The organism is Pseudomonas sp. AA-38 (assembly GCF_029457475.1).
Classification (GTDB): domain Bacteria; phylum Pseudomonadota; class Gammaproteobacteria; order Pseudomonadales; family Pseudomonadaceae; genus Aquipseudomonas.
Genome location: NZ_CP120359.1, coordinates 798919 through 822071 on the forward strand (window position 1 = coordinate 798919; position 23153 = coordinate 822071).

The window sequence follows — 23153 nt, forward strand, 5'->3', positions numbered from 1 at the left end:
ATGGCCGAGCTCGTCGTTCGCCATCTGGGCCTGGTGGAGTACCTGCCGACATTGGAGGCCATGCGCCAACTGACCCGTGAGCGTGATGAGCACACGCCAGACGAGATCTGGCTGCTGCAGCACCCGAAGGTGTTCACCCAGGGCCAGGCCGGCAAGGCCGAGCACTTGCTGGCGCCTGGTGATATCCCGGTGGTGCAGGTGGAGCGTGGCGGGCAGGTGACCTACCACGGCCCCGGGCAACTGGTGGCCTACCTGATGCTCGACCTGCGCCGCCTCGACCTGGGCGTGCGCGAGCTGGTGACCACCATGGAGCAGAGCCTGGTCGAGCTGCTGGCCGGTTATGGTATCGAGGCAGCGCCCAAGGCCGATGCCCCCGGCGTGTACGTGGCCGGCGACAAGATTGCCTCGCTGGGCCTGCGGGTCAGCCGTGGCTGCTCCTTCCACGGCCTGGCACTGAACGTCGACATGGACATGACCCCCTTTTTGCGCATCAATCCCTGTGGCTATGCCGGGCTGAAGATGGTGCAGATGCGTGAGTTGCTGGCCACGCCGCCGGACTTCGACGAAGTGGCGCAACGCCTGGAGCGAGTGCTGCGCGTTCGCCTGAGTTAGGTGTAGGGGGGCCTCCCAGACGGCTCGATTTCAGCGATTTCTCGGTGCGCGCAGCGCACCCTACGTACAACGACTCGCTCGAACCGCAGGGTGCGCTGTGCGCACCTAATGAGGCATTGACTGCAACGCAAAAGGGACGCATCGGCGTCCCTTTTGTTTGTGTGGCAGATCCGGCTCAGTTCAGATTCAACGCCGGGATCAGGCTGCTGTCGACCTGCTGGCCTGGCACCGGCACGGGGGCGGCGAGGCCCAGGTTGTTCTTCTCGAACACCCGATCGGCACGGTAGCTGGAACGTACCAGCGGGCCGGCAGCCACTTCCATGAAGCCTTTTTCCAGGCCTATATCACGGAAACGGTTGAATTCTTCCGGGCTGACCCAGCGTTTGACCGGCAGGTGGTTGCGCGTGGGTTGCAGATACTGGCCGAGGGTGAGGATGTCCACGCCGATGGCACGCAGATCATCCATGGTTTCCAGGATTTCCTCGTCGGTCTCGCCCAGGCCGAGCATCAGGCTGGTCTTGGTCAGCACGTCTGGGCGATGCTTCTTGGCGTGCTCGAGCACCTTGAGGGTCTTCTCGTAGCCGGCACGCGGGTCACGCACCACGTGGGTCAGGCGCTTGACCGTCTCGACGTTCTGCGCGAACACCTCCAGGCCGGAATCCACCACGCGCTCGATGGCCTGATGGTCGCCATCGAAGTCCGGGGTCAGGGCCTCGACCACCACCTGCGGGGTGTTTGCCTTGATGGCGCGGACGCAGGCTGCGTAATGCCCGGCGCCGCCGTCGTCGAGGTCATCGCGATCCACTGAGGTCAGCACGATGTAACGCAGGGCCATCAACTCCACCGACTTGGCGGTGTTCTGCGGCTCTTCCAGATCCAGCCAGCCATTGGGGTTGCCGGTGTCCACGGCGCAGAAGCGGCAGGCGCGGGTGCAGACCGAACCCATGAGCATGATGGTGGCGGTGCCGTTGGACCAGCATTCACCCATGTTCGGGCAATGCGATTCCTGGCAGACGGTGCTCAGACGATGCTCGCCGACGTTGCGCTTGACCGCCTCGAAACGGCTGCCGCCCGGCGCCTTGACCCGCAGCCACTTGGGCTTGGGCTCGAAGACCTGGGGCTCGGCTGAGGCGCGGCGCTTCTGACCGTCCTTGATCGCGGTGATGCCTTGGGCGGTGCGGAATTTTTCGCCGCTGGCGACGGGTTTGGACGAGGAGGTGTCGGACATCGGAAATCTGGGCTCCGGTAGAGGCTCCGTGGGGCAGTCGGCTTGTGGCCGCCGGGCAGTTTACCACAGCGGCAGGAGCCGGCGTTGCAGGCTCTCGTCGGCCCGTAAGGCATCCAAGGAGGTGGGTAGCACGCTCTCAGCGCTTGCGCAGTGTTTCGAGCAGCTCCGGGCTGGGGTAACCGTCGGCGGGCTCGTTCAACTGCAGTTGCAGCATACGGATGGCCTTGCGCGTATTGGCTCCGATGATGCCGTCGGCCGGGCCTGGGTCGAAGCCACTGGCTGCCAGCAATTGCTGTAGCTCGATGCGCTCGCTACGGCCGAGTTGGCGTTCGTCGCGCGGCCAGCTTGCCTGAACCTCGGTGGGGTTGAGCAGGTTGTCGGAAAGCAGGCCGATGGCCAAGGCGTAAGAGGTGGAGTTGTTGTAACGCAGGATGCTGCGGAAGTTATCCAGCAGCAGGAAGGCCGGGCCGCGATGGCCGGCCGGCAATACCAGCGTGGCGCGGCTGTCGGCAGCGGCGCCCTTGGAACTGATGGCCGGGTACACCCCGAGGGCCTGCCATTCGGCCAGGGTGCGGCGCTGCTCGGGGTCGGCATGGAAGTAGTCGAACTGCTTGGGCAGCCGCACCTCGAAGCCCCAGGGTTGGCCAGGTTTCCAGCCGGAGGATTGCAGGTAATGGGCGGCCGAGGCCAGGGCATCGGTGGAAGAGTTCCACAGGTCGCGCTTGCCGTCGCCGTCGAAGTCCACCGCATGCTCGTTGTAGGTGGTGGGCATGAACTGGGTCTGGCCCATGGCGCCGGCCCAGGAGCCGACCATGCGCTCGCTGCTGATGTCGCCGTTCTGCAGGATCTGCAGGGCGGCCAGCAACTGGTTGCGCCAGAAAGCCTGCCGGCGCCCTTCATAGGCCAGGGTGGCGAGCGAACGGATCACGCTGTTGCTGCCGATGTTGTTGCCGAAGTTGCTTTCCAGGCCCCAGATGGCCACCAGGATCGGTGCCTCGACGCCATAGCGCTGCTCGATATTGCGCAGCACGACATTGTGCTGAGCCAGCAGCACCCGGCCGCGACCGACGCGGCTGGCCGATACGGCACCGTCGAGGTATTCCCAGATCGGCCGGGTGAATTCCGGCTGGCTGCTGTCGGCCTTTATCACTGCCGGGTCTGGAGTGACGCCTGCGAACACGCGATCGAACAGGGCGCCATCGATACCGGCGGCCACGGCTTCGCTACGCAGATTCTGACGCCACTCGGCGAAGTCAAGTGCAGGCTGGGGCACGTTGAGCAGTGGCGCAGGCGTGATGAGCGATGGTGTCGTAGGCAGGTTTTGCGCCGGGGCTTTGGCGCAGGCAGCCAGCAGCAACAGAGGGAGCAGAACCAGGGGGCGGCGAGGAAGCTGGAGTAGCATGTCTATCTCGAGGCTTTTAAGCAGGCGTTTACCTTAGCATGCTCGGCAGGTTTTCTGGGCTATCAGCGCGCTGAGCCACCCTATAAAGCAAGAAGCCTCCCAGTTACGGGAGGCTTCGCGGCGGTAGCTACCTTTGCCTTTCTGTGGCCGTTCCTGGCGGGAGCGAAACAGTGGCTGGGCGATGATGGATTTGGCCTTGTTCGGCCGTTTACCGGTTTTCTTGCTCATGGCGTTTCCTCTTCGACTCGTCTGCAGAGAGGCAGGCGCGCGGACTATGCGCCGCTGTACGGAAAATGTCCAGATTGTGGTCTGGGCGGGGGGGAAAGCAGGCCAGCAGCCATTACAGACGCAGGCGTTGTCCGGATAGCTGCAGGGTCAGCAGCGCCAGATTGCTCCAGGGGTCACCTGGGGCCTGGCCCTTGATCTGTGCATCGACCTGCTGCGCCTGCTGCAGCAACTGCCCCCAGCGTTTGCTGCTGTGACGGTGCAGGGCCTTGGAGAGCAAGGGGCGGCGTTTGTCCCACACTGGCGGGCGGGCACTGGCGAAGGCTTTCTCCAGAGGGATGCCCTGGGCGTGCTGGTGGGCCAGGCCGGCCAGCAGGCGCAGCTCGCGGGCCAGGGCCCAGAGGATCACCGGGGTTTCCACGCCTTCGCCACGCAGGCCTTCGAGCATGCGCAGAGCGTGTGCCGCTTCGCCGTTGAGGGCTGCATCGATCAGGCCGAAGACATCGAAGCGGGCACTGTCGGCCACGGCGGCCTGGACGGTTTCCGCATCCACCTGGTTGCCTTCGGCCAGCAGCTTGAGCTTCTCCACTTCCTGGGCGGCCGCCAGCAGGTTGCCTTCCACCCGTGCAGCGATCATATCCACCGCATCGGCGCTGGCGCTGAGGCCGGCCTGGGCCAGGCGCTGGCGAATCCATTGCTGCAGTTGATGGGCGTCGATCGGCCAGATCTGGATGAACTGGCTTACCTGGCCGTCGATCAGCGCCTTGGCCCATTTGGATTTCTGCGTGCTGCCGTCGAGCTTGGGCAGGCTGAGCAGCAGGACGGTGTCCTCCGGTGGCCGGGCCAGGTATTCGAGCAGGGCAGCCGCGCCCTTGTCGCCCGGCTTGCCGGACGGCAAGCGCAACTCCAGCAGGCGTTTCTCGGCGAACAGCGAGAGGCTGGCGCCGGCCTGCAGCAGGTTGCCCCAGTCGAAATTGGCCTCGGCATTGAATACCTGGCGTTCGCCGAAGCCTTGCTGACGGCAGGCGTTGCGCACGGCATCGGCGGCTTCCTGGCACAGCAGCGGTTCGTCACCGCTGATGACATAGACCGGGGCCAGCACGCCTTGCAGGTGCTTGCCGAGTTGGGCGGGAGAAAGTTTCATGAGCGGGCAAAGGCGGGCCGCTGGAGGCGGCCCGATGGCGTCACTGACGCGGCAGTTCGATGGGCGATTGCTGTGGCGCAGTCTGCGCCTCGCGTGCCTGGCGCGCCGCCTCTGCGGCTTCGGCTTCGGCCTTGGCGCGGGCTTCGGCGGTCTGCTGCAACTGGTCGAGTTGCTCGGGGGTGACCAGGCTCAGGCGCTGCACCAGTTGCTGGATCATCTCGCGGCGCAGTTCGCGACGCAATTGCGCGGCCTCTTCATCGGAACCAATGAGGTTGTTGCTGTCCTGCAGGTAGTAGTTCTGCACTTCGATTTCGTTGCTGGTCAGCAGCAGATCCTTGGCACCATGGATCTCGTACTCGATCTTCATGGTCAGCTCGTACTCGGCATTACGGCCATTACTGGTGTAGCTGGCCGCGCGGCGATTTTCCGACTCACGGCTGATCACCAACTTGTAAGGCGCGCCGGCATAGACCTTGACGTCGTTGTTCTGCAGGGCTTCGCGTACCTGCTTGACGGTGTCGCCATAGGCATTGCGTGCACTGACGTTCAGCTCGGTCAGGGCAAACTGGGTGCTGCCCGTGCCGCGCAGTTGAAAACCACAGGCGCTGATCAGTACGGCCAGGCCGATGACCAGCAGATTCCGTTTCATCATTATCAAATCCCCTTGGCGGATCGCGGCGCCACGCGACGGTGGCGCCGAGCTTACATCAGTTGGCGACTATGTTGACCAGCTTGCCTGGCACCACGATGACCTTGCGAATGCTCAGGCCCTCGGTGAAGCGCAGGACGTTCTCGTTGGCGCGGGCAGCGGCTTCGACCTCTTCGCGGCTGGCGCTGGCCGGAACCTCAATCTGCCCACGCAGCTTGCCGTTGACCTGCACCACCAGGGTCAGGCTGTCCTGCACCAGGGCGGATTCGTCCACTTGCGGCCACTGCGCATCGATCACCGCATCGGCGTGACCGAGGCGCTGCCACAGTTCGTGGCTGATGTGCGGAGTGATCGGCGCCAGCAGCAGGGTGACGATCTCCAGGCCTTCCTGCACCAGGGCACGATCCTGTTCGGTCGCGGTGGCGGCCTTTTCCAGCACGTTCATCAGGGTCATCACCTGGGCGACGGCGGTGTTGAACTTGTGGTGCTGGCCGATATCGTTGCTGGCCTGCTTGATGGCCAGGTGAATGGCGCGGCGCACGGCCTTCTGTTCGTCGTTCAGGCTGGCCACATCCAGTTTGCCCGGCAGACCGGCGCTGACGTGGCCGTGGGCCAGACGCCAGACGCGGCGCAGGAAGCGGTTGGCACCCTCGACACCGGCATCCGACCATTCGCAGCTCTGGTCGGGCGGCGAGGCGAACATCATGAACAGGCGGCAGGTGTCGGCGCCGTACTGGTCGATCATGGCCTGCGGGTCGACGCCGTTGTTCTTCGACTTGGACATCTTCTCGGTGCCGCCGATCTCCACCGGCAGGCCGTCGCTCTTGAGTTTGGCACCGATGACCTTGGCCTTGGCATCACGCTCGACTTCCACGTCGGCCGGGTTGAACCAGTCCTTGCCGCCGTTTTCCAGGGTACGGTAGTAGGTCTCGGCCACCACCATGCCCTGGGTCAGCAGGTTCTTGAACGGCTCGTTGGACGACACCAGGCCTTCGTCGCGCATCAGCTTGTGGAAGAAGCGCGCATAGAGCAGGTGGAGGATGGCGTGCTCGATACCGCCGATGTACTGATCCACCGGCAACCAGTGGTTGGCCGCTTGCGGGTCGACCATGCCTTTGTCGTAATTCGGGCTGGCGTAGCGGGCGAAGTACCAGGACGACTCGACGAAGGTGTCCATGGTGTCGGTTTCGCGCTTGGCCGGTGTGCCGCATTTCGGGCAGGTGCACTCGTAGAACTCGGGCATCTTCGCCAGCGGCGAGCCGGCGCCGTCCGGCACCACGTCTTCGGGCAGCACCACCGGCAACTGGTCTTCCGGCACCGGCACGTCGCCGCAGGTGTCGCAGTGGATGATCGGGATCGGGCAGCCCCAGTAGCGCTGACGGCTGATGCCCCAGTCACGCAGGCGGAACTGGGTCTTGCGCGCGCCGTGCTCGCTGGCTTCCAGGTCGCCGACTATGGCGTCGAAGGCGGCGCTGAAGTCCAGGCCGTCATACTTGCCGGAGTTGATGGTGGTCAGGCCGGCCTTGTCGCCATACCAATCCTGCCAGGTGCTGGCGTCGTAGTCCTTGCCTTCGCCGGTATAGACCTGCTTGATCGGCAGGTCGTACTTGATGGCGAACTCGAAGTCGCGCTCGTCATGTGCCGGCACGGCCATCACCGCGCCTTCGCCGTAGCCCCACAGTACGTAGTTGGCGACGAATACCGGCAGCTTGTCGCCGGTCAGCGGGTGGATGACGAACTGGCCGGTGGCCAGGCCCTTCTTCTCCATGGTGGCCATGTCGGCCTCGGCCACGGAGCCGGCCTTGCACTCGGCGATAAAGGCGGCGATGGCCGGGTTGCTCTCGGCGGCACGCTGGGCCAGTGGGTGTTCGGCTGCCACGGCGACGTAGGTGGCGCCCATCAGGGTGTCGGGGCGGGTCGAGTAGACCTTGAGCTGGCCGTCGATGCCGATGCTGGCGACGTCGTAGTCGAACACGATGTCGGCACCGAAGCTCTTGCCGATCCAGTTGCGCTGCATGGTCTTGACCTGCTCGGGCCAGCCATCCAGTTCATCCAGGCTGCTCAGCAGCTCTTCGGCATAGGCGGTGATCTTGAAGTAGTACATCGGGATTTCGCGCTTCTCGATCAGCGCGCCCGAACGCCAGCCACGGCCGTCGATGACCTGCTCGTTGGCCAGTACGGTCTGATCCACCGGATCCCAGTTGACGGTACCGTTCTTGCGGTAGATCACGCCCTTCTCGAACAGGCGGGTGAACAGCCATTGTTCCCAGCGGTAGTAGTCCGGCTTGCAGGTGGTGACTTCGCGCGTCCAGTCGACGGCCAGACCCAGCGATTTGAGCTGGGACTTCATGTAGGCGATGTTCTCGTAAGTCCACTTGGCCGGTGCCACCTGGTTCTTCATCGCGGCGTTTTCCGCCGGCATGCCGAAGGCGTCCCAGCCCATTGGCTGCAGCACGTTCTTGCCCTGCATGCGCTGGTAGCGCGCGATCACGTCGCCGATGGTGTAGTTGCGCACATGCCCCATGTGTAGCTTGCCGCTGGGGTAGGGGAACATCGACAGGCAGTAGAAGGTGTCCTTGCCGGGCTGTTCGCTGACGACGAAGGAGTTCTGCGCGTCCCAGTGGGACTGCGCGGCGGCTTCTATTTCACGGGGCGAGTACTGTTCGTGCATGGCTCTGGCGCTGAAGGAATGGGGCTTTTCGGAAAACGTCGTAGCATACATGAGCGCCGTCTATCGAGGGAAACCCAGATTGCACCTGGGCGCCGTTTGTCGCGGCGCGCGGCCGGGTTGCCGAGCTTCGCTAAGCTTGGTGCAAAGAGCCCCATGCCTTGGGGCTTGTCGAGGTGCCGCATGGGCGAAGCGCGAACGAGAGAACGAGGCGGTGATCTGTACGAGCGCTTGCTGCAACGGCTGGCCCTGGCACTCGACGAAGCCGAAACGGCCAGTACGCTGCGTGCCGAGACCCGTGATGAGCTCGAGCTCAAGGGGCTCAGCAGCGCCGAGATGGAACTGGTACAGGCCTACCTCAACCGCGACATGAGCTGGTTGCGTGGCTGGCAGGCGGCAGCCGAGGAGCTGGCGCTGCTGCAGCATCAGCCCAGGCGCGGTAGCAAACCGGTTCATGGCAAGGCCAAGCCCAGGTTGATGATTCGTCGCCATCCGCTGTACTGCGCTCTATGTGGTACCTGCGTGAGTTGGCAGCGTCACCGAGGTGTGATGGCCTGTCAGGCCTGTGGCTCGCAACTGTTCCGCAGCGGCAAACCCCGCTAGGCTGTGGGCATCCAAGAGGGATGCCCATGCCGATTCGCTACATGCTCAAACAACTGCTCATGCCGCCAGGCGTGCTTCTGCTGCTGATCCTGCTGGGCTGGTGGGCGCGCAAGCGCTTTCCTCGTCTGGCGACCAGTGCCTTCGTGCTGGGCTTGGGTGGGCTGTGGTTGATGAGCCTGCCCGCAGTGATGCAATGGAGCGCCAGCCTGCTCGAGCGCGAGCCGGCGCTGGCCGAGGCGCAGTGGGCGGGCCTTGCGCAACGCGCCGATGCCATCGTGATACTGGGTGCCGGGCGTGAGCAGAACGATCCGGGCTGGGGTGGCACCGATCAACCCGGCCTGATGGCGTTGGAGCGCCTGCGCTACGCGGCGCGCCTGGCGCGGGCCTCGGGCCTGCCGCTGGCGGTGACCGGCGGCCTGCACTATGGCCAGCCGCCGAGCGAGGCCGCGCTGATGGCCGATGCCATGCGCCGTGACTATGGGCTGGAGGTTCGCTGGCTGGAAGAACGAAGCCGCACCACCTGGGAAAACGCCGTGCTCAGTGCCGAACTGCTGCAGGCTCAGGGCGTGCACCGCGTGGTTTTGGTCACCCAGGCCTGGCACATGCCGAGGGCGCGCTGGAGTTTCGAGCAGGCTGGTTTCGAGGTGATCACTGCGCCGATGGGCTATCTCAGCTTCGGCTATGAACGCCCCTTGGGCGGATGGTTGCCGGAATCGCGCGTGATCTGGCAAAGCAGCATGCTGCTCAACGAGGCGATCGGCTTATTGGCGTATCCCATCGTCTATGGGCGAGAAGCAGCTACAAGCCTCAAGCCTCAAGCGGCAAGTAAAAGCGAGTAGCTCGGATGCAATCCGGGGAAATCTGGCAGGGAATCCCCGGTTTGCATCCGAGCTACACTGTCACGCTTGCAGCTTGCAGCCACCCCTATACTGCTTTGGCCATGCGGCTGGCCAGCAGCGCCCAGCCCAGCAGGAGCGCGCAGAGCAGCGCCAGCGGCCAGTTGCGCCACTGCAGGTAGGGCGTCAGCCCTTGCATGGATTGCACCTCGCCATAGAGCACGGCCTGCTCGAACTGCGGCAGCCGCTTTTGCACTCGACCATAGGGGTCGATCAGCACGGTGATGCCATTGTTGGTGGCGCGGATCATCCAGCGGCCAGCCTCCAGGGCGCGCATCTGCGCCATCTGCAGGTGTTGCAGCGGGCCGATGGAGGTGCCGAACCAGGCGTCGTTGCTCACGGTCAGGAGGATATCGCTCTGGGCCGCCATTTGCGCGGCGAACGCCGGGTAGACCACCTCGTAGCAGACATAGGGTGCGATACGTTGCCCCTTGGCCAGGAGTGGTGGCTGGTCGGCCGGGCCAGGGGCGAAGTCGGACATCGGCAGGTCGAAGAAGGCGATCAGGCCGCGCAGCACGTCCTGTAGCGGCACGTACTCGCCGAAGGGCACCAGCTTCTGTTTGAGGTAAGTGCCCTGGCCTGCGCCGAAACTGGTGATCGCGTTGTAGTAGCGCATCTCGCCGCGCGCGTTGGGCTGGCGTACCGGCACGCCGGTGATCAGGGCGCTGTCGCGGTCACGGGCGAAACGATCCATCACGCCGATATAGCCTTGCGCCTGATCCTTTAGCACGGGGATGGCGGTTTCCGGCCAGACCAGGATGTCCACTGGCTTGGCGCTGAAGCTGAGATCGCGGTACAGCGCCAGTTGTGCGCTCAATTGCGCTGGATCCCACTTGAGGTTCTGCGCGACGTTGCCCTGAATCGCGGCGATCTTCAGCGGTTCGCCCTTGGGCGCCGTCCAGGGATGATCCTGCAGGGCGAGGCCGGCACCCCAGGGCGCGACCAACAACACCAGAGCGCAGGTATAGAAGGCCCGGCGTGGGCGCAAGGCATTGAGGTTGACGATCAGCGCCGCCGAGAGCGCCAGCACGAACGACAACAGCCATACCCCACCCAGCGGTGCCAGCCCGGCCAGCGGGCCGCTGAGCTGGCTGTAACCGGCATAGAGCCAGGGAAAACCGGTGAGGAACCAGCCACGGAACACTTCCTGCGCCACCCACAAGGCGGCGAAGGCCAGGGCATCGGCCAGTGGTGCCTCGCGGCGGCGGATCCAGCGTGCCCAGACGGCTCCGAACAGGGCGAAGAACAGCCCCAGGCCGGCGACGAAACCCAGGGTCAGAAAGCCGGCCAGGGCCGGCGAGGCCGAGCCGTAGTCGTGGATGCTGACATATACCCAGCTAGTGCCCGAGGCGAACAGGCCGAAGCCATAGCTCCAGCTACGCAGCGCCGCCTGGCCAGGGCGCAACTCGCGCAGGCTGTAATACAGCAGGGCGATGGAGATGACGGCCAGCGGCCAGATATCGAAGGGCGCCAGCGCTAGCGTGGTGAGCGCACCGCTGAGCATGGCGAGCAGATGGCCGGGCCAGCCCGGGCGGGTTATCCATTGCGGCATGGAAGCATCCTGGGGAGTCTGAGGTGGCGCAAGGGTAGAGCGGATCGGGGCGCGGGGAAAGCCTTCATACAGCGCAGACAACCTGCGCTGCACACTCAGAATCCGGCGAAGTGCAGATAGCTGGAGGTGATGGCATCGCCCCAGAGCAGGGCGATCCAGCCGGCGATGGCCAGGTAGGGGCCGAAGGGGATGGGCGTGCTGGTGTCACTGCCGCGCAGGCGCAGAAGGATTACCCCCAGCACCGCACCGACCAGGGACGACAGCAGGATGGTCAGCGGCAGCACCTGCCAGCCGCCCCAGGCGCCGATCATGGCCAGCAGCTTGAAGTCGCCGTGACCCATGCCTTCCTTGCCGGTGATCAGCTTGAACAACCAGTACACCGACCACAGGCTCAGATAACCGGCAATGGCGCCCCACAGGGCATCTTCCAGGCTGGTGAACAGGCCGAAGTGGTTGACCATCAGGCCGAGCCAGAGCAGGGGCAGTACCAGTACGTCCGGCAGAATCTGGTGGTCGGCGTCGATCAGGCTCATCGCCAGCAGGCCCCAGCTCAGCAGCAGCATGGCGCCAGCCTGCCAGGTGAAGCCGAAATGCCAGGCGATATAAGCCGAAAGCAGGCCGCAGGCCAGCTCCACAATGGGGTAACGCTTGCTAATGGCCGCCTTGCAGTTGGAGCACTTGCCGCGCAGCGCCAGATAGCTGAGCAGCGGAACGTTCTCCCAGGGGCGAATCTCGTGACCGCAGTGGGGGCAGCTGGAATTGGGCAGGATCAGGTTGAAGGTGGCCTGCCTGGGTTCGGCAGGCAGCTCCAGTACCTCACGCGCCTGCTCCCGCCAATCGCGCTGCAGCATCAGCGGCAGGCGGTAGACCACTACATTGAGAAAGCTGCCGATCAACAGGCCCAGCAGCAGGGCGCAGCAAGCGAAGGCCAGCGTGTGGCTGGCCAGAAAGTTGAAGAGATCCATTTATTAGCCGACTACATTACCCAGCTGGAAGATTGGCAGGTACATGGCAATAACCAGGCCACCAACCAGCACGCCTAGGACAGCCATGATCATGGGCTCCATCAGACTGGTCAGGTTATCGACCATATTGTCGACTTCTTCTTCATAAAAGGTGGCGACCTTGCTCAGCATCTCATCGAGGGCTCCAGACTCCTCGCCAATGGCGGTCATCTGCACCGCCAGCGTCGGGAAAACATCAGTCGTGCGCATGGAAAAATTGAGCTGAGTACCGCTGGATACGTCCGTCTTGATCTTGTTCACGGCATTGCGGAACACAACGTTACCCGTGGCCCCTGCTACTGAGTCCAAGGCGTCTACCAGCGGAACACCAGCCGCAAAAGTCGTCGAGAGTGTACGGGCGAAGCGAGCGACCGCTGATTTGTAGAGAATGTCTCCGACAATCGGGACTTTCAGCAATAGCCTGTCTTTGCCGTCTCTGAACTTTGCGGATCGTTTGTTAGCTTCCTTCAGAGCAAAAGCCAGTAAAAGAAGGCCAGCCAGTACGATGATCCACCACTCCCGGAGCATTACAGAAAGTCCGACGACCATCTGAGTGAAGGCAGGAAGCTCGGCACCGAAACCAGCGAATACCGACTCGAAGGCGGGTACGACTTTGATCAAAAGAATAGCAGAGACAATGAGGGCAACCACTATCACTGCGATCGGATATGTCATGGCCTTCTTGATCTTGGCCTTGAGTGCCTCGGTTTTTTCCTTGTAGGTCGCTACCCGATCCAGCAGGGTTTCCAGGGCGCCAGACTGTTCGCCGGAGTCCACAAGGTTGCAATAAAGATCATCGAAGTATTGCGGCTGTTTGCGTAGCGCCGATGCGAAGCTGTTGCCTGCCGCTACTTCTTGCTTGAGCTCCTCGACCAGCTTGCGCATGTTAGGGTTGTCGAAGCCCTCGGCAATGATGTCGAAGGACTGCAGCAAAGGCACGCCGGCCTTCATCATGGTCGCCATCTGCCGGGTGAACAGAGCAATGTCCATGGGCTTGATCTTCTTGCCACCGCCGAAGGAAATGCTCGATTTCTTGCGCACCTTGGTCGGGTTGATGCCCTGCTTGCGCAGTTGCGCCTTGACCAGAGACGGATTCTGCCCATTGATCTCGCCTTTGACGACCGCGCCGCTTTTGTTCTTGCCTTCCCAGGTGAATACGCTGGTTTTCAGAGCTTTTGCCGCCATGGTTAATCCTTGGTTACGCGGTTGACTTCCTCAAGGCTGGTAACCCCTTGCATGGCCTTGAGCAAAGCGGAGGTGCGCAGATCATTGAAGCCGTCTTTACGCATCTGTGTGGCGATATCGATGGAGTTGCCTTCCTCCATGATAATGCGCTGCAGGTTGGGCGTGTTTTTAACCACTTCATAAATACCGACACGGCCCTTGTAACCGCCCTTGCAATTTTCGCAGCCAACCGGGCCGTAGATCTTGAAGGTGCCGATCTTGTCTTCGGGGAAGCCTTCAGCCAGCAGCGCTTCGCGTGGTACGTCCACTTCCTTCTTGCATTGGTTGCACAGCTTGCGCGCCAGGCGCTGGGCGATGATAAGGTTCACCGAGGTGGCAATATTGAAGGAGGGCACACCCATATTGCGCAGGCGTGTAAGGGTTTCTGCGGCACTGTTGGTGTGCAGGGTGGACATCACCATATGCCCGGTCTGCGCGGCCTTGACGGCGATGGAGGCGGTATCCAGGTCGCGAATCTCACCCACCATGATGATATCCGGATCCTGGCGTAGGAAGGCGCGTAGCGCCTGGGTGAAGTCCATGCCCTGCTTCGGGTTGACGTTGACTTGGTTGATACCTTCAAGGTTGATCTCCACCGGATCTTCTGCGGTGGAAATGTTCACGTCCGGGGTATTTAGGATGTTCAGGCCGGTATAGAGCGATACCGTCTTGCCCGAGCCGGTGGGCCCGGTGACCAGAATCATTCCCTGCGGTTGTTTGAGGGCGTTCATATAGAGTTCTTTCTGCTCTTCTTCGTAGCCGAGGGCATCGATACCCATCTGTGCGCTGGTGGGGTCGAGAATCCGCATCACGATCTTCTCGCCCCACAGGGTGGGCAGTGTATTGACGCGAAAGTCGATGGCCTTGTTCTTCGATACACGCATCTTGATCCGGCCATCCTGCGGCTTGCGCCGCTCGGAGATATCCAGCGCCGCCATCACCTTGAGGCGCGCGGAAATGCGTGGTGCCAACTGGATTGGCGGGCGCGCTACTTCATGCAGGATGCCGTCGGTGCGAAAGCGCACGCGATAGGTCTTCTCATAGGGCTCGAAGTGCAGGTCGGAAGAGCCGCCCTTGATGGCATCCAGCAGCATCTTGTTGACGAAGCGAACCACCGGGGCGTCATCGGCATCGGCGCCGGCCTCGCCTACCTGCTTGTCATCGTCGACCGCTTCCACATCCAGACCATCCAGATCGACATCGGCCAGATCTTCCATGCCACTGTTTGCTGACTCGAAGAACTTGTCGATGGCATCGCCCAGCTTGTCATCCTCGACCAGAATGGCTTCGGTATTCAGGCCGGTGCTGAACTGGATATCGGTAATCACCTGGTGGTTGGTGGGGTCGGAAACGCCGATAAACAGCTTGTTACCGCGCCGCCACAGGGGCAGGGCGCGGTGCTGGCGAATCAGTTTCTCGCTGATCAGGTCTTTGGGTTGGCCCTCCTTGTCCAGCGTATGCAGGTCGATAAAGGCCACACCGAATTGCTCGCAGGCCAGTTCCGCTAGGGCGCGGCTTTTGACCAGCTTGTTCTGTACTAGGTAGGTCACCAGTGGTAGCTGATTGCGTTTGGCCTGGTTTTGAGCTTGCTGCGCCTGTTTTTCATCCAGTAGCTGTGCCGCCACGATTTGCCTGGCCAGGCCGGAAAGGGAAACCGTATCGTTCATGGCATACCTCGATCTTCTGATGCCAGCCTTATAACGCACACGGCAGTGGCTGCCAAATGCTTGTCAGTGAGGTGACGAAAAATGTCATCTTGTGCTGCGGGTGGTGAGGAGGTTGCAGCATCATGTGGGGCAAAATCTCCAATTTAAGCGTTTTGGAAAGTTGGCACGCGTTCTGCTTTGCTCTGAGCAGGTTCCAGCACCTGAAATAAACTTAGGAGAACTTCAATGAAAGCTCAAAAAGGTTTTACCCTGATCGAACTGATGATTGTTGTTGCAATTATCGGTATTCTGGCTGCAGTGGCCCTGCCTGCTTATCAGAATTATACAAAGAAATCTGCGGATACTGCCTGTCTGGCTGAGGCTAAGAGTTTGATGAGTGGTCTGGTCGCGGCGAAGGCCAACAATGATGAAGAACTTATCCCTGACATGGAGCTTTCGCGCTGTGAGGGAGATATCCCGGCTACTATTGCTGATATCACCGGTGAGCTCACTTTCACTCCGAAAGATGGTACCTCTAAAACGGTGAAGTGTGACACTGAAAACGGTTCCTGCTCTTTGGGTTCCTAAGTTTTAGTGGCCTTATAGTTGTTGAAGCCCCAGCATTTGCTGGGGCTTTTTTATGGGGTTTCGGTTTGGGAGGGTACCTAATTTGGTTCGTCGGGCGTGGTGGTTGTTGCTGGCGTTGATCTTGCCCAATATGGTTTTTGGTCTGGCTGCGTTTTTGTTCGGTTTGGGGAGGCCGTATATAAATATTGATTACGCCGTCGTTGTGGCATTGTTGGCTTTGAGATGGAGGCGGTTAGGTGTAATGCTTTTATTGTTTTTTCTGCTAATTGATGCTTTGGGGTTATTTGGTCAGGTTGTGCCATTTGTTCGGTTGGGTGACGTTTTTTATATCTTTAGTTTTGTAATGCTATCATCGATTTATCATGTTATCTGGCTGTGTTTTTTTGTTCTGCTCTATGTGTCGTTGGTTGCGCTGATATATTTCGCATCGTGTCGTGCCAAGGCAGTGCATGCGCTTGGGTTGCTAAATGTTTTGTTTCTTGTGAGTCTCTTTCAAGTCGGCGTCTCTGGTGCCGTACCTGATCGCTTCTATAGAGTTTCGACGCAGTGGTGGGCGAAAAGCCAGACGCAGCTTTTTTTTTATGCGCGTAGCGATCTATTCCTTAGCCTTTTCGATGAGCAAGGCCCTGCTTTAATTTCGGGCCGTGGGGTAAATGCTTCCGCACCCTTCTGGGAGGGGGGGGGGGCTGTGGCGCGATTGATGTTAGTCGTCGCTGAGTCTTGGGGGGAAACGGTTGATCCGCAAATACAGGCACAATTGCTTGAGCCCCTCCGAGTGCTGTCTGGTCGTAAATTTGATCGAGGTGATGTTTTATCCACTGGCATGACCTTGGCTGGGGAGTTAAGGGAGTTATGTGATCTTGTGCCGATGCATTACAACCTTAAGCCTGTTTTGAAGGGCTTTGAGCATTGTCTACCGAATCAGCTACGCGCTGCAGGTTACACGACGCTTTCATTACATGCGGCAACAGGAATGATGTACGACCGTCTTTATTGGTATCCGCGTGTGGGTTTTGATCGTAGTGTGTTTTTTGAGTCTCGCTTCTGGCCGCGTCGCTGTTACTCTTTTCCTGGCGGCTGTGATGCCGACATGTTTGATGAGGTGCATTCGTTCTTTCAGAAGCCTGGCAGGCGTTTTCTGTATTGGCTTACGCTTAATAGCCATGCGCCTTATGATCTGCGCGACCTAAGAAATGATCGCTTTGACTGTGCCGCGTTTGCAATAGAGTCTTCGTCGGAGGTCTGTCGGAATTTGAAGTTGCAGGCTCAGTTTTTCGAGAGGTTGGCGCACACCTTGGATCAGGACGTGATGAGAGATGTTCAGGTCATTGTCGTAGGTGATCATGAGCCGGTCATTATGGATGTCGCAACGAAGAATAAATATTTCGTTTCTGGGCGTGTGCCATGGGTGTATCTGAAATGAGTCGGTCTTTCGATAAGAAGGGGGGCACTGGTTGGGTTCGTGCGCTACTCGTTTTTTGCTTTGTTACTTCTTTGGGGGTGATTAATACGGCTTCCAGCTTTGCGAATAATTTTCATATTGCCATGCTGGAGGCTTTTTTCTTTTTTTCTGTTTGCGTTTTGTGGCGTGTGAAGCTGTCCGCTCATGAGGGGTATAAAGATATAACGGGCATTTTTTTCGGAGTTGTGGTTTGCGTGTTGTTGGCTAATGCGCTTGCTGCTTATGATGGGGTTGCCCTTGCCGATTGGCGACGTGTTTTTGAACTGCTTGCACATTTGGCTCTTTTTGTCGCTATATTTTTGTTGTTGGTTCGGAGTCCGGAGGTGTTGTCGTCGGTTTTGTGGGGTGTCGGACTTTCTGTTGTTGTAGTCCTCTCGTTTATAGTGCAGGCCTGGTTGAGTTCAGGGGATCCTTACAGATATCCGTGGGTGTCGAGTCCTCCATTGTTCACGCATATTAGAAACTTGGGTGGCTTCTTTTGTGCGGCGTCAATTGTTCTGGGGTTTGCATTTTTCCATTTTTCAGGTGCGAGACGCTTTGTCTTCCTAGGGCTCTACATGCTGGCTCTGGCCATTTTGTTGTGGAGTGGAGGGCGTGGTGCTATAGCTGCATTTATTTGCGGGTTTGCCCTGCTGTTGCTGCGTTATCCATGTAGAGCTTGCTGGCGTTCTTGGGGGGGGTTAGCCCTGGTTACGATTTTTGCTCTTTTCTTGGCTGCGCTTTTCGATGTGGGTAACCGCTCGATGGGGTGGTTGAATATGTTCTCTCGCACCTTGGGTGCGCAATCTCTTGATCAGGTTAGCTCGAGTCGGCTGTATATATGGAGCTCTCTGCTCGAATCTATCGTAGAGCGCCCTTGGTTTGGCTGGGGGGCGAGGCTTTTCGGGCGCTAAATAGCAATCAGTCCCTTGTTCAGCCTCACAATAGCCTTTTACAGCTCTTATCGGAGTGGGGGGTTATTGCGACATGCCTGATTATGGGGTTGTGTGCTTGGCTTTTTATTAGGGGAGGTTTGCTCTACTTGCAGCTTCGGAGAAAGAGTGACCCTTTGTTGGTGCTTGGTCTCAGTCTGGGGGCTGCACTTTTCTTGTTATCGCTTGTCGATGGGGTTTTTTATCATGGAACCTCAGCGGCATTTTTTGTAACCGGCTGTGCGGCAATGGCAGCGGGTATCCGTCGCGCTAGTGCATCGGATTAATTTTTGTATTTTTCATAGTGCCAACCTCATCGACAAATCCACCGCCTTCACATCCTTGGTCAGCGTCCCCAGCGAGATATAGTCCACGCCCGTTTCGGCGATAGTGCGCAAGGTGCTGTCGTTGATACCGCCCGAGGCTTCCAGTTTGGCGCGGCCGGCGTTCAAGTGCACGGCTTCGCGCATGTCTTGCAGTGACAGTTCGTCGAGCATGACGATATCGGCGCCGGCTTCCAGGGCTTCGCGCAGTTCTTCCAGGCTTTCCACTTCCACTTCCACCGGCTTGCCCGGGGCTATCTGCTGGGCGCTGCTGATGGCCTGGGCGATGCCGCCGCAGGCGGCGATGTGGTTTTCCTTGATCAGGAAGGCGTCGTACAGGCCGATGCGGTGGTTGTGGCAGCCACCGCAGGTGACGGCGTATTTCTGCGCCAGGCGCAGGCCGGGCAGGGTCTTGCGGGTGTCCAGCAGTTTCACCTGGGTGCCGTCGACCAGGTCGGCGTAGTGGCGGCAGCGGGTGGCCACGGCAGACAGGGTCTGCAGGAAGTTCAGGGCGCTGCGTTCGCCGCTGAGCAGGGCGCGGGCCGGGCCTTCGAGGCTGAACAGGGTCTGGTCGGGGTTGACCCGGTCGCCGTCCTGCACCTGCCAGTGCACCGCCACGCGCGGGTCGAGCTGGCGGAACACGGCGTCGACCCAGGCGGTGCCGCAGATCACCGCTGCTTCGCGGGTGATGACCCGCGCGCTGGCCAGGCGTTCGGCGGGAATCAATTGCGCGGTGATGTCACCGCTGCCGATGTCTTCGGCCAGGGCGCGGCGGACATTGGCTTCGATTTCGCTGCCGAGGTCGGCGAGGGTCAGGTTGGGCATGGTCGGCTCCGGGTTGGGCGAGCGGCGATTATAAAGGCGGTCGAACCTGGGGCAATGCTCCGTTGTCCATGCAGGCAGGGGATTCGACTGCATCGCAGCCCCAGCGCCGCATGCAGGCCATGTGGCATCGCGAAAGAGACGATCTGTGAAGCGCATCATGGAAGTGGCAAAAATGAGCTTGGTATGTCGCACAGGCTCCCTATAATGCATTCATTCCGTTTATTTTGACGCCATATCGTTGACGTTACGAATAAGGCGCGGTTGCTGCTGTGCAGACCAGAGGCCCGAACGGGCAGTCTGCAGGAGACTAGAATGAAGACCGACGCGAACGTGGTGCCGTTGAACAAGGCCGCCGCTGCGCAATCGCCAACTTCGCCGGTAGGAAGACTGCCCGTGGCGCTGATCCAGGTACGTGACAAGGCCGCGCAACAGCTCAAGCAGAATCTGCAGAGCCTGTTCGACAACGCCGACGATACTCTCTTCGAGATGGCGGATCGGGCGACCAGCAATTCCGAGCAGAATGCCTTCTTCGAGGCCATGCGCGATCTGCGCCTCAAGCGCAAGAGCATCGAGCGGGTGTTTCTGCAGAAGATCTTCGAGGCCTTCGTCAATCTCAACCAGTACGAGATCGGCAAGCCGCAGCCGGCGCTGGATACGGTGTCTTTCGACAGCCTGAGCCTGGTGCAGAACGATGACCTGGAAGAAACCGTGGCCACCGATGCCATGATTTCCCGTGTCATGAGCCATGATGCCATGGCCCTCGGTCATCTCACCACGCGTCTCAATGCGCTGGTCAGCCGCAAGCTCGATGACAAGAGCAACCCGCTGGGGCCGACCGCACTTTGCGAATGTTTTCTCGATGCCTGCGGTGGCCTGGGCGTGGAGATCAAGGTCAAGCTGATCATCCTCAAGCTGTTCGAGAAGTACGTGCTCGGCAGTTGCGACACCCTGTATGCCGAGGCCAATCAGGTGCTGGTCGGCGCGGGTGTGTTGCCGGAGCTGCGTTCGGCACCGCCACGCCGGTCGAACCGTCCGGCAGCGGGAGCGACCCGGACGCATGCGAGCGAAGAAGACGGCGTTGTGAGCAGCGATGAAGGCGTGCAGGAGGTTTTCGGCGCGCTGCAGGATTTGCTGGCAGAGGTGCGTGGCACGGCCATGGCTCCGCGTGCGGCAACGAGCAATGCCCTGCCGATTTCCAGCAATGACCTGATGCGCCTGCTTTCGCACCTGCAGCAGCGTGCGCCAGCCCAGGCCGAGCCCGACGACTTCGATCTGCGCCCTCAGCTCGAACAACTGCTGGCGCGGGCCAGTGCCAAGAGTGGCAAGACCCGTGTGGTGGGGGAAGTCGATGAGGATGTAATCAACCTGGTGTCCATGCTCTTCGAGTTCATCCTCGATGACCGTACCCTGCCGGACTCGCTCAAGGCGCTGATCGCGCGCCTGCAGATTCCCATGCTCAAGGTGGCGGTGCTGGACAAGACCTTCTTCAGCCGGGGCAGCCACCCGGCGCGGCGCCTGCTCAACGAGATCGCCTCGGCGGCCATGGGCTGGGTCGATCAGGACGATGTGCAGCGCGATAGCCTCTATCAGCGTATCGAGCAGGTGGTGCAGCGCCTGCTCAACGATTTCGTCGACGATCCGGCGATCTTTTCCGAACTGCTGGCGGATTTCATGGCCTTCACCGGCGATGAGCGGCGCCGCAGCGAACTGCTCGAACAGCGTACCCGTGACGCCGAGGAAGGTAGCGCCAAGGCTGAGCTGGCCCGCCGTGAGGTGGAGCAGGCCTTGAACGAGCGCCTCTTGGGCAAGGTGCTGCCGGAGGTGGTGGTGCGCTTGCTGCAGGAGGCCTGGAGCAAGGTGCTGATGCTCACCTGCCTCAAGCACGGTACGGGGTCAGTGCAGTGGCAGGCCGCCTTGCAGACCATGGATGATCTGGTGTGGAGCGTCGAGCCGCACGAGGATGCCGAGGATCGCCAGCGTCTGCTGGAGCTGGTGCCCAGCCTGCTCAAATCGCTGCGTGAAGGAATGAGCAGTGCGGCATTCGACCCCTTCTCCACCAGCGAATTCTTCAGTCAGTTGGAAGTACTGCATGTGCAGGCTTTCCAGCGCTTCAAGCGGGCAACGGTGGAGACGCAGGACGCTGCCGTGGCCGAGCAGGCATTGGAAGTGTCCGCGCAAGAGAGCGAGCCCGTTGCAGAGACCCCGGCCATGGTCGAGGTGGTCGAGGAGATCGTCCTGCTGGCACCTGGACAGGCTCGTCTGGAAGAGCCCGAGCCGGTGCTGCCGGAGGATGACGAGGCGTTCCGCCAGGTCGACAGCCTGCGCGTCGGCAGTTGGGTCGAGTTCCAGGAAGATGATGAGCACAAGCTGCGCTGCAAGCTGGCGGCCATCATCAAGCCGATCGGCAAGTACGTGTTCGTCAATCGCACCGGCATGAAGGTGCTGGAGAAGACCCGTATCGGCCTGGCCGTGGAGTTCCGCCGCAACAGCATTCGCCTGCTGGACGATGCCCTGCTGTTCGACCGGGCGCTGGAGTCGGTGATCGGCAATCTGCGGCGCTTGAAGAACGCCTGATCGTCTCGCGCCAGGGGCCTGCTTGCCCCTGGCGACCTCGGTTGGCTGCCCTTGCTGCCAGCGCCGCTTCCTTTACCCCGCATTGCTGCTCTAGAGTGTTAGCTCGCTCAGGAGCACTCTATGCAGCTAGATGCCGCGACCGGCTGGTTTCGGGGTATTCGTCATTGCCCCTCACCCAATTTCAATGCGCGCCCGCAGGGGGAGATTTCCTTGCTGGTGGTGCACAACATCAGCCTGCCGCCGGGCCAGTTCGGCACTGGCAAGGTGATGGAATTCTTCCAGAATCGTCTGCCGCTGCACGAGCATCCCTTTTTCGCGGAAATAGCCAGCCTGCGCGTCTCCGCGCATTTCTTCATCGAGCGTGATGGCGCGCTGACCCAGTTCGTTTCCTGCCTCGATCGCGCCTGGCATGCCGGCGTTTCCTGCTTCGCCGGGCGGGAGAACTGTAACGATTTTTCTCTGGGCGTGGAGCTCGAGGGCACCGACGAACTGCCATACACCGATGCGCAGTATGCTTGCCTGAGCGAGCTGACCCGGCAGTTGCTGGCGGCCTATCCCGAGTTGGACGTCACCCGCATCGCCGGGCATTGCGACATCGCCCCCGAGCGCAAGAGCGATCCGGGGCCGGCATTCGATTGGGCGCGTTTTCGCGCCGACCTCTGCAGTGGTAAAGGAGTGCAACCATGAGTTTTCTGGTGATCGTGCTGGTGCTTTGGGTCGAGAAGTTCTCGGCAATGCGCCAGCGTATCCAGCAGGATGGGGCTTGGCTGGCGCGCCTGCACGCCATGGAACGCAGTGACTGGCGGCAATCGCCCTGGCTGCTGCTCGGCCTGTTGGTGCTGCTACCGGTGCTGGCCCTGGGCCTGTTGTTGTGGCTGGTTCAGCCCGTGCTCTATGGCCTGCTGGCGCTTGCGGTGCACCTGCTGGTGCTGATCTACAGCCTGGGCCGGGGCGACGTGCAGGCGGCGCTGGGGCCGTTCCGCGATGCCTGGCGGCGTGAGGACGGCCAGGCGGCCTACCATGCCGTCGAGCGGGATCTGGGCTTGCAGCCCGAGGAAGGCCCGGCGTTGCTGGAGCAGGTACAGGGCTATCTGCTGTGGCATTCCTATCAGAGTTTCTTCGCGGTGATCTTCTGGTACCTGCTGCTCGGGCCACTGGCCGCGCTTGCCTACCGACTGCTCGCGTTGGCAGCCGAGCAGGCCGAGTTGCCGACCTTGCGTGAGCGCGCCGGGCAGTTGCGTCATGCCTTCGACTGGTTACCGGTACGGGTGCTGGCCTCCAGCTTCGCCCTGGTGGGCAACTTCGTGGCGGTCAGTCGTGCGCTGTTGCATGAGCTGCTGAGCTGGGATATTTCCGCTGCGCAACTGGTCAGCAAGGCCGGGCGTGCCGCAGGTGAGGTGTCGGCCCCCATGCTGGGCGAACGAGGCGTGGCGACGCTAGACGAGCTCTGGCAGTTGCTGATTCGCGCCGCGGTGGTCTGGTATGCCGGCTATGCACTGTGGGTGCTGTTGGTGTGAGGGTGGTGGCTTTGCGCCATGCTCTTAACTTTAAGTTACACAGCAGGTGGTCGATAAGGGTTATAACAGCCAGGCCTGCCTAGGCTTGAGGAACAGGCGA

19 protein-coding genes and 1 pseudogene are annotated in these 23153 nt (G+C 60.9%); 9 read left to right on the plus strand and 11 right to left on the minus strand.

All coding sequences use genetic code 11. From position 1 onward, the window contains the following. Window positions 1–612, plus strand: a complete 612-nt coding sequence (lipB, locus tag PVE35_RS03675; RefSeq protein WP_268181367.1) for a lipoyl(octanoyl) transferase LipB — start codon at window positions 1–3, stop codon at window positions 610–612. 175 nt (window positions 613–787) lie between these two features. On the opposite strand, the gene lipA is transcribed toward lipB, so the two are convergent. From lipA to leuS, 6 genes and pseudogenes are all read right to left on the minus strand, one after another. Continuing rightward, window positions 788–1840: a lipoyl synthase gene (gene lipA / locus PVE35_RS03680; RefSeq protein WP_268181369.1), complete on the minus strand. Its 1053-nt coding sequence runs from the start codon at window positions 1838–1840 to the stop codon at window positions 788–790. 136 nt (window positions 1841–1976) lie between these two features. Further along, window positions 1977–3242 carry a lytic murein transglycosylase gene (locus PVE35_RS03685; RefSeq protein WP_277373837.1) on the minus strand — a complete coding sequence of 422 codons (1266 nt, stop codon included), beginning with the start codon at window positions 3240–3242 and terminating at the stop codon, window positions 1977–1979. Window positions 3243–3332: 90 nt separating this feature from the next. Next, window positions 3333–3470 (minus strand): annotated as a pseudogene (gene arfA / locus PVE35_RS03690) (alternative ribosome rescue factor ArfA); the annotation flags it as partial. Window positions 3471–3582: 112 nt separating this feature from the next. Continuing rightward, the gene (gene holA, locus PVE35_RS03695; RefSeq protein WP_268181372.1) at window positions 3583–4611 is read right to left on the minus strand and encodes a DNA polymerase III subunit delta; all 1029 of its coding nucleotides are present in this window, start codon (window positions 4609–4611) and stop codon (window positions 3583–3585) included. A 40-nt stretch (window positions 4612–4651) separates the two neighbouring features. Further along, on the minus strand, window positions 4652–5263 hold the full coding sequence (lptE, locus tag PVE35_RS03700; RefSeq protein ID WP_277373838.1) for an LPS assembly lipoprotein LptE: 612 nt from the start codon (window positions 5261–5263) through the stop codon (window positions 4652–4654). 55 nt (window positions 5264–5318) lie between these two features. Then, the gene (gene leuS / locus PVE35_RS03705) at window positions 5319–7931 is read right to left on the minus strand and encodes a leucine--tRNA ligase (protein WP_277373839.1); all 2613 of its coding nucleotides are present in this window, start codon (window positions 7929–7931) and stop codon (window positions 5319–5321) included. Window positions 7932–8111: 180 nt separating this feature from the next. Here leuS and PVE35_RS03710 point away from each other — a divergent pair, with 180 nt between their 5' ends. Then, window positions 8112–8531: a hypothetical protein gene (locus PVE35_RS03710; RefSeq protein WP_268181376.1), complete on the plus strand. Its 420-nt coding sequence runs from the start codon at window positions 8112–8114 to the stop codon at window positions 8529–8531. A 26-nt stretch (window positions 8532–8557) separates the two neighbouring features. Then, a complete protein-coding gene (locus PVE35_RS03715; protein WP_277373840.1) occupies window positions 8558–9370 on the plus strand; it encodes a YdcF family protein in 813 nt (270 codons plus the stop codon). A gap of 85 nt (window positions 9371–9455) precedes the next feature. Here PVE35_RS03715 and lnt read toward each other — a convergent pair whose 3' ends face one another. The 4 genes from lnt to pilB all read right to left on the minus strand — a co-directional run bounded on the left by lnt (window position 9456) and on the right by pilB (window position 14874). Beyond that, window positions 9456–10979, minus strand: coding sequence for an apolipoprotein N-acyltransferase (gene lnt / locus PVE35_RS03720; RefSeq protein WP_277373841.1), 1524 nt, complete (start codon window positions 10977–10979; stop codon window positions 9456–9458). A gap of 95 nt (window positions 10980–11074) precedes the next feature. Further along, on the minus strand, window positions 11075–11944 hold the full coding sequence (locus tag PVE35_RS03725; protein WP_277373842.1) for an A24 family peptidase: 870 nt from the start codon (window positions 11942–11944) through the stop codon (window positions 11075–11077). 3 nt (window positions 11945–11947) lie between these two features. Then, window positions 11948–13168 (minus strand): type II secretion system F family protein, encoded by a 1221-nt coding sequence (locus PVE35_RS03730; RefSeq protein ID WP_277373843.1) that lies wholly within the window; start codon window positions 13166–13168, stop codon window positions 11948–11950. Between the two features lie 2 nt (window positions 13169–13170). Next, the gene (pilB, locus tag PVE35_RS03735; RefSeq protein WP_277373844.1) at window positions 13171–14874 is read right to left on the minus strand and encodes a type IV-A pilus assembly ATPase PilB; all 1704 of its coding nucleotides are present in this window, start codon (window positions 14872–14874) and stop codon (window positions 13171–13173) included. Window positions 14875–15099: 225 nt separating this feature from the next. Between pilB and PVE35_RS03740 the strand changes: the two genes are divergently transcribed. The 3 genes from PVE35_RS03740 (at window position 15100) to PVE35_RS03750 (ending at window position 17796) form a co-directional block, all read left to right on the plus strand. After that, window positions 15100–15441, plus strand: a complete 342-nt coding sequence (locus PVE35_RS03740) for a pilin (protein WP_277373845.1) — start codon at window positions 15100–15102, stop codon at window positions 15439–15441. A gap of 106 nt (window positions 15442–15547) precedes the next feature. Next, window positions 15548–16864: a sulfatase-like hydrolase/transferase gene (locus PVE35_RS03745; protein ID WP_277373846.1), complete on the plus strand. Its 1317-nt coding sequence runs from the start codon at window positions 15548–15550 to the stop codon at window positions 16862–16864. Then, a complete protein-coding gene (locus PVE35_RS03750) occupies window positions 16846–17796 on the plus strand; it encodes an O-antigen ligase family protein (protein WP_277373847.1) in 951 nt (316 codons plus the stop codon). The genes PVE35_RS03745 and PVE35_RS03750 overlap by 19 nt, the downstream gene beginning before the upstream one ends. A gap of 317 nt (window positions 17797–18113) precedes the next feature. On the opposite strand, the gene nadC is transcribed toward PVE35_RS03750, so the two are convergent. After that, the gene (gene nadC, locus PVE35_RS03755) at window positions 18114–18962 is read right to left on the minus strand and encodes a carboxylating nicotinate-nucleotide diphosphorylase (RefSeq protein WP_277373848.1); all 849 of its coding nucleotides are present in this window, start codon (window positions 18960–18962) and stop codon (window positions 18114–18116) included. A 312-nt stretch (window positions 18963–19274) separates the two neighbouring features. Between nadC and PVE35_RS03760 the strand changes: the two genes are divergently transcribed. From PVE35_RS03760 to ampE, 3 genes are all read left to right on the plus strand, one after another. Beyond that, entirely contained in the window at window positions 19275–21536 is a 2262-nt protein-coding gene (locus PVE35_RS03760) for a DUF1631 domain-containing protein (protein WP_277373849.1), read from the plus strand. Between the two features lie 120 nt (window positions 21537–21656). Then, on the plus strand, window positions 21657–22223 hold the full coding sequence (ampD, locus tag PVE35_RS03765; RefSeq protein WP_268181392.1) for a 1,6-anhydro-N-acetylmuramyl-L-alanine amidase AmpD: 567 nt from the start codon (window positions 21657–21659) through the stop codon (window positions 22221–22223). Continuing rightward, entirely contained in the window at window positions 22220–23053 is an 834-nt protein-coding gene (gene ampE, locus PVE35_RS03770) for a regulatory signaling modulator protein AmpE (protein ID WP_277373850.1), read from the plus strand. Before ampD ends, ampE begins: the two co-directional genes overlap by 4 nt. The last annotated feature ends 100 nt before the right edge of the window (window positions 23054–23153 follow it).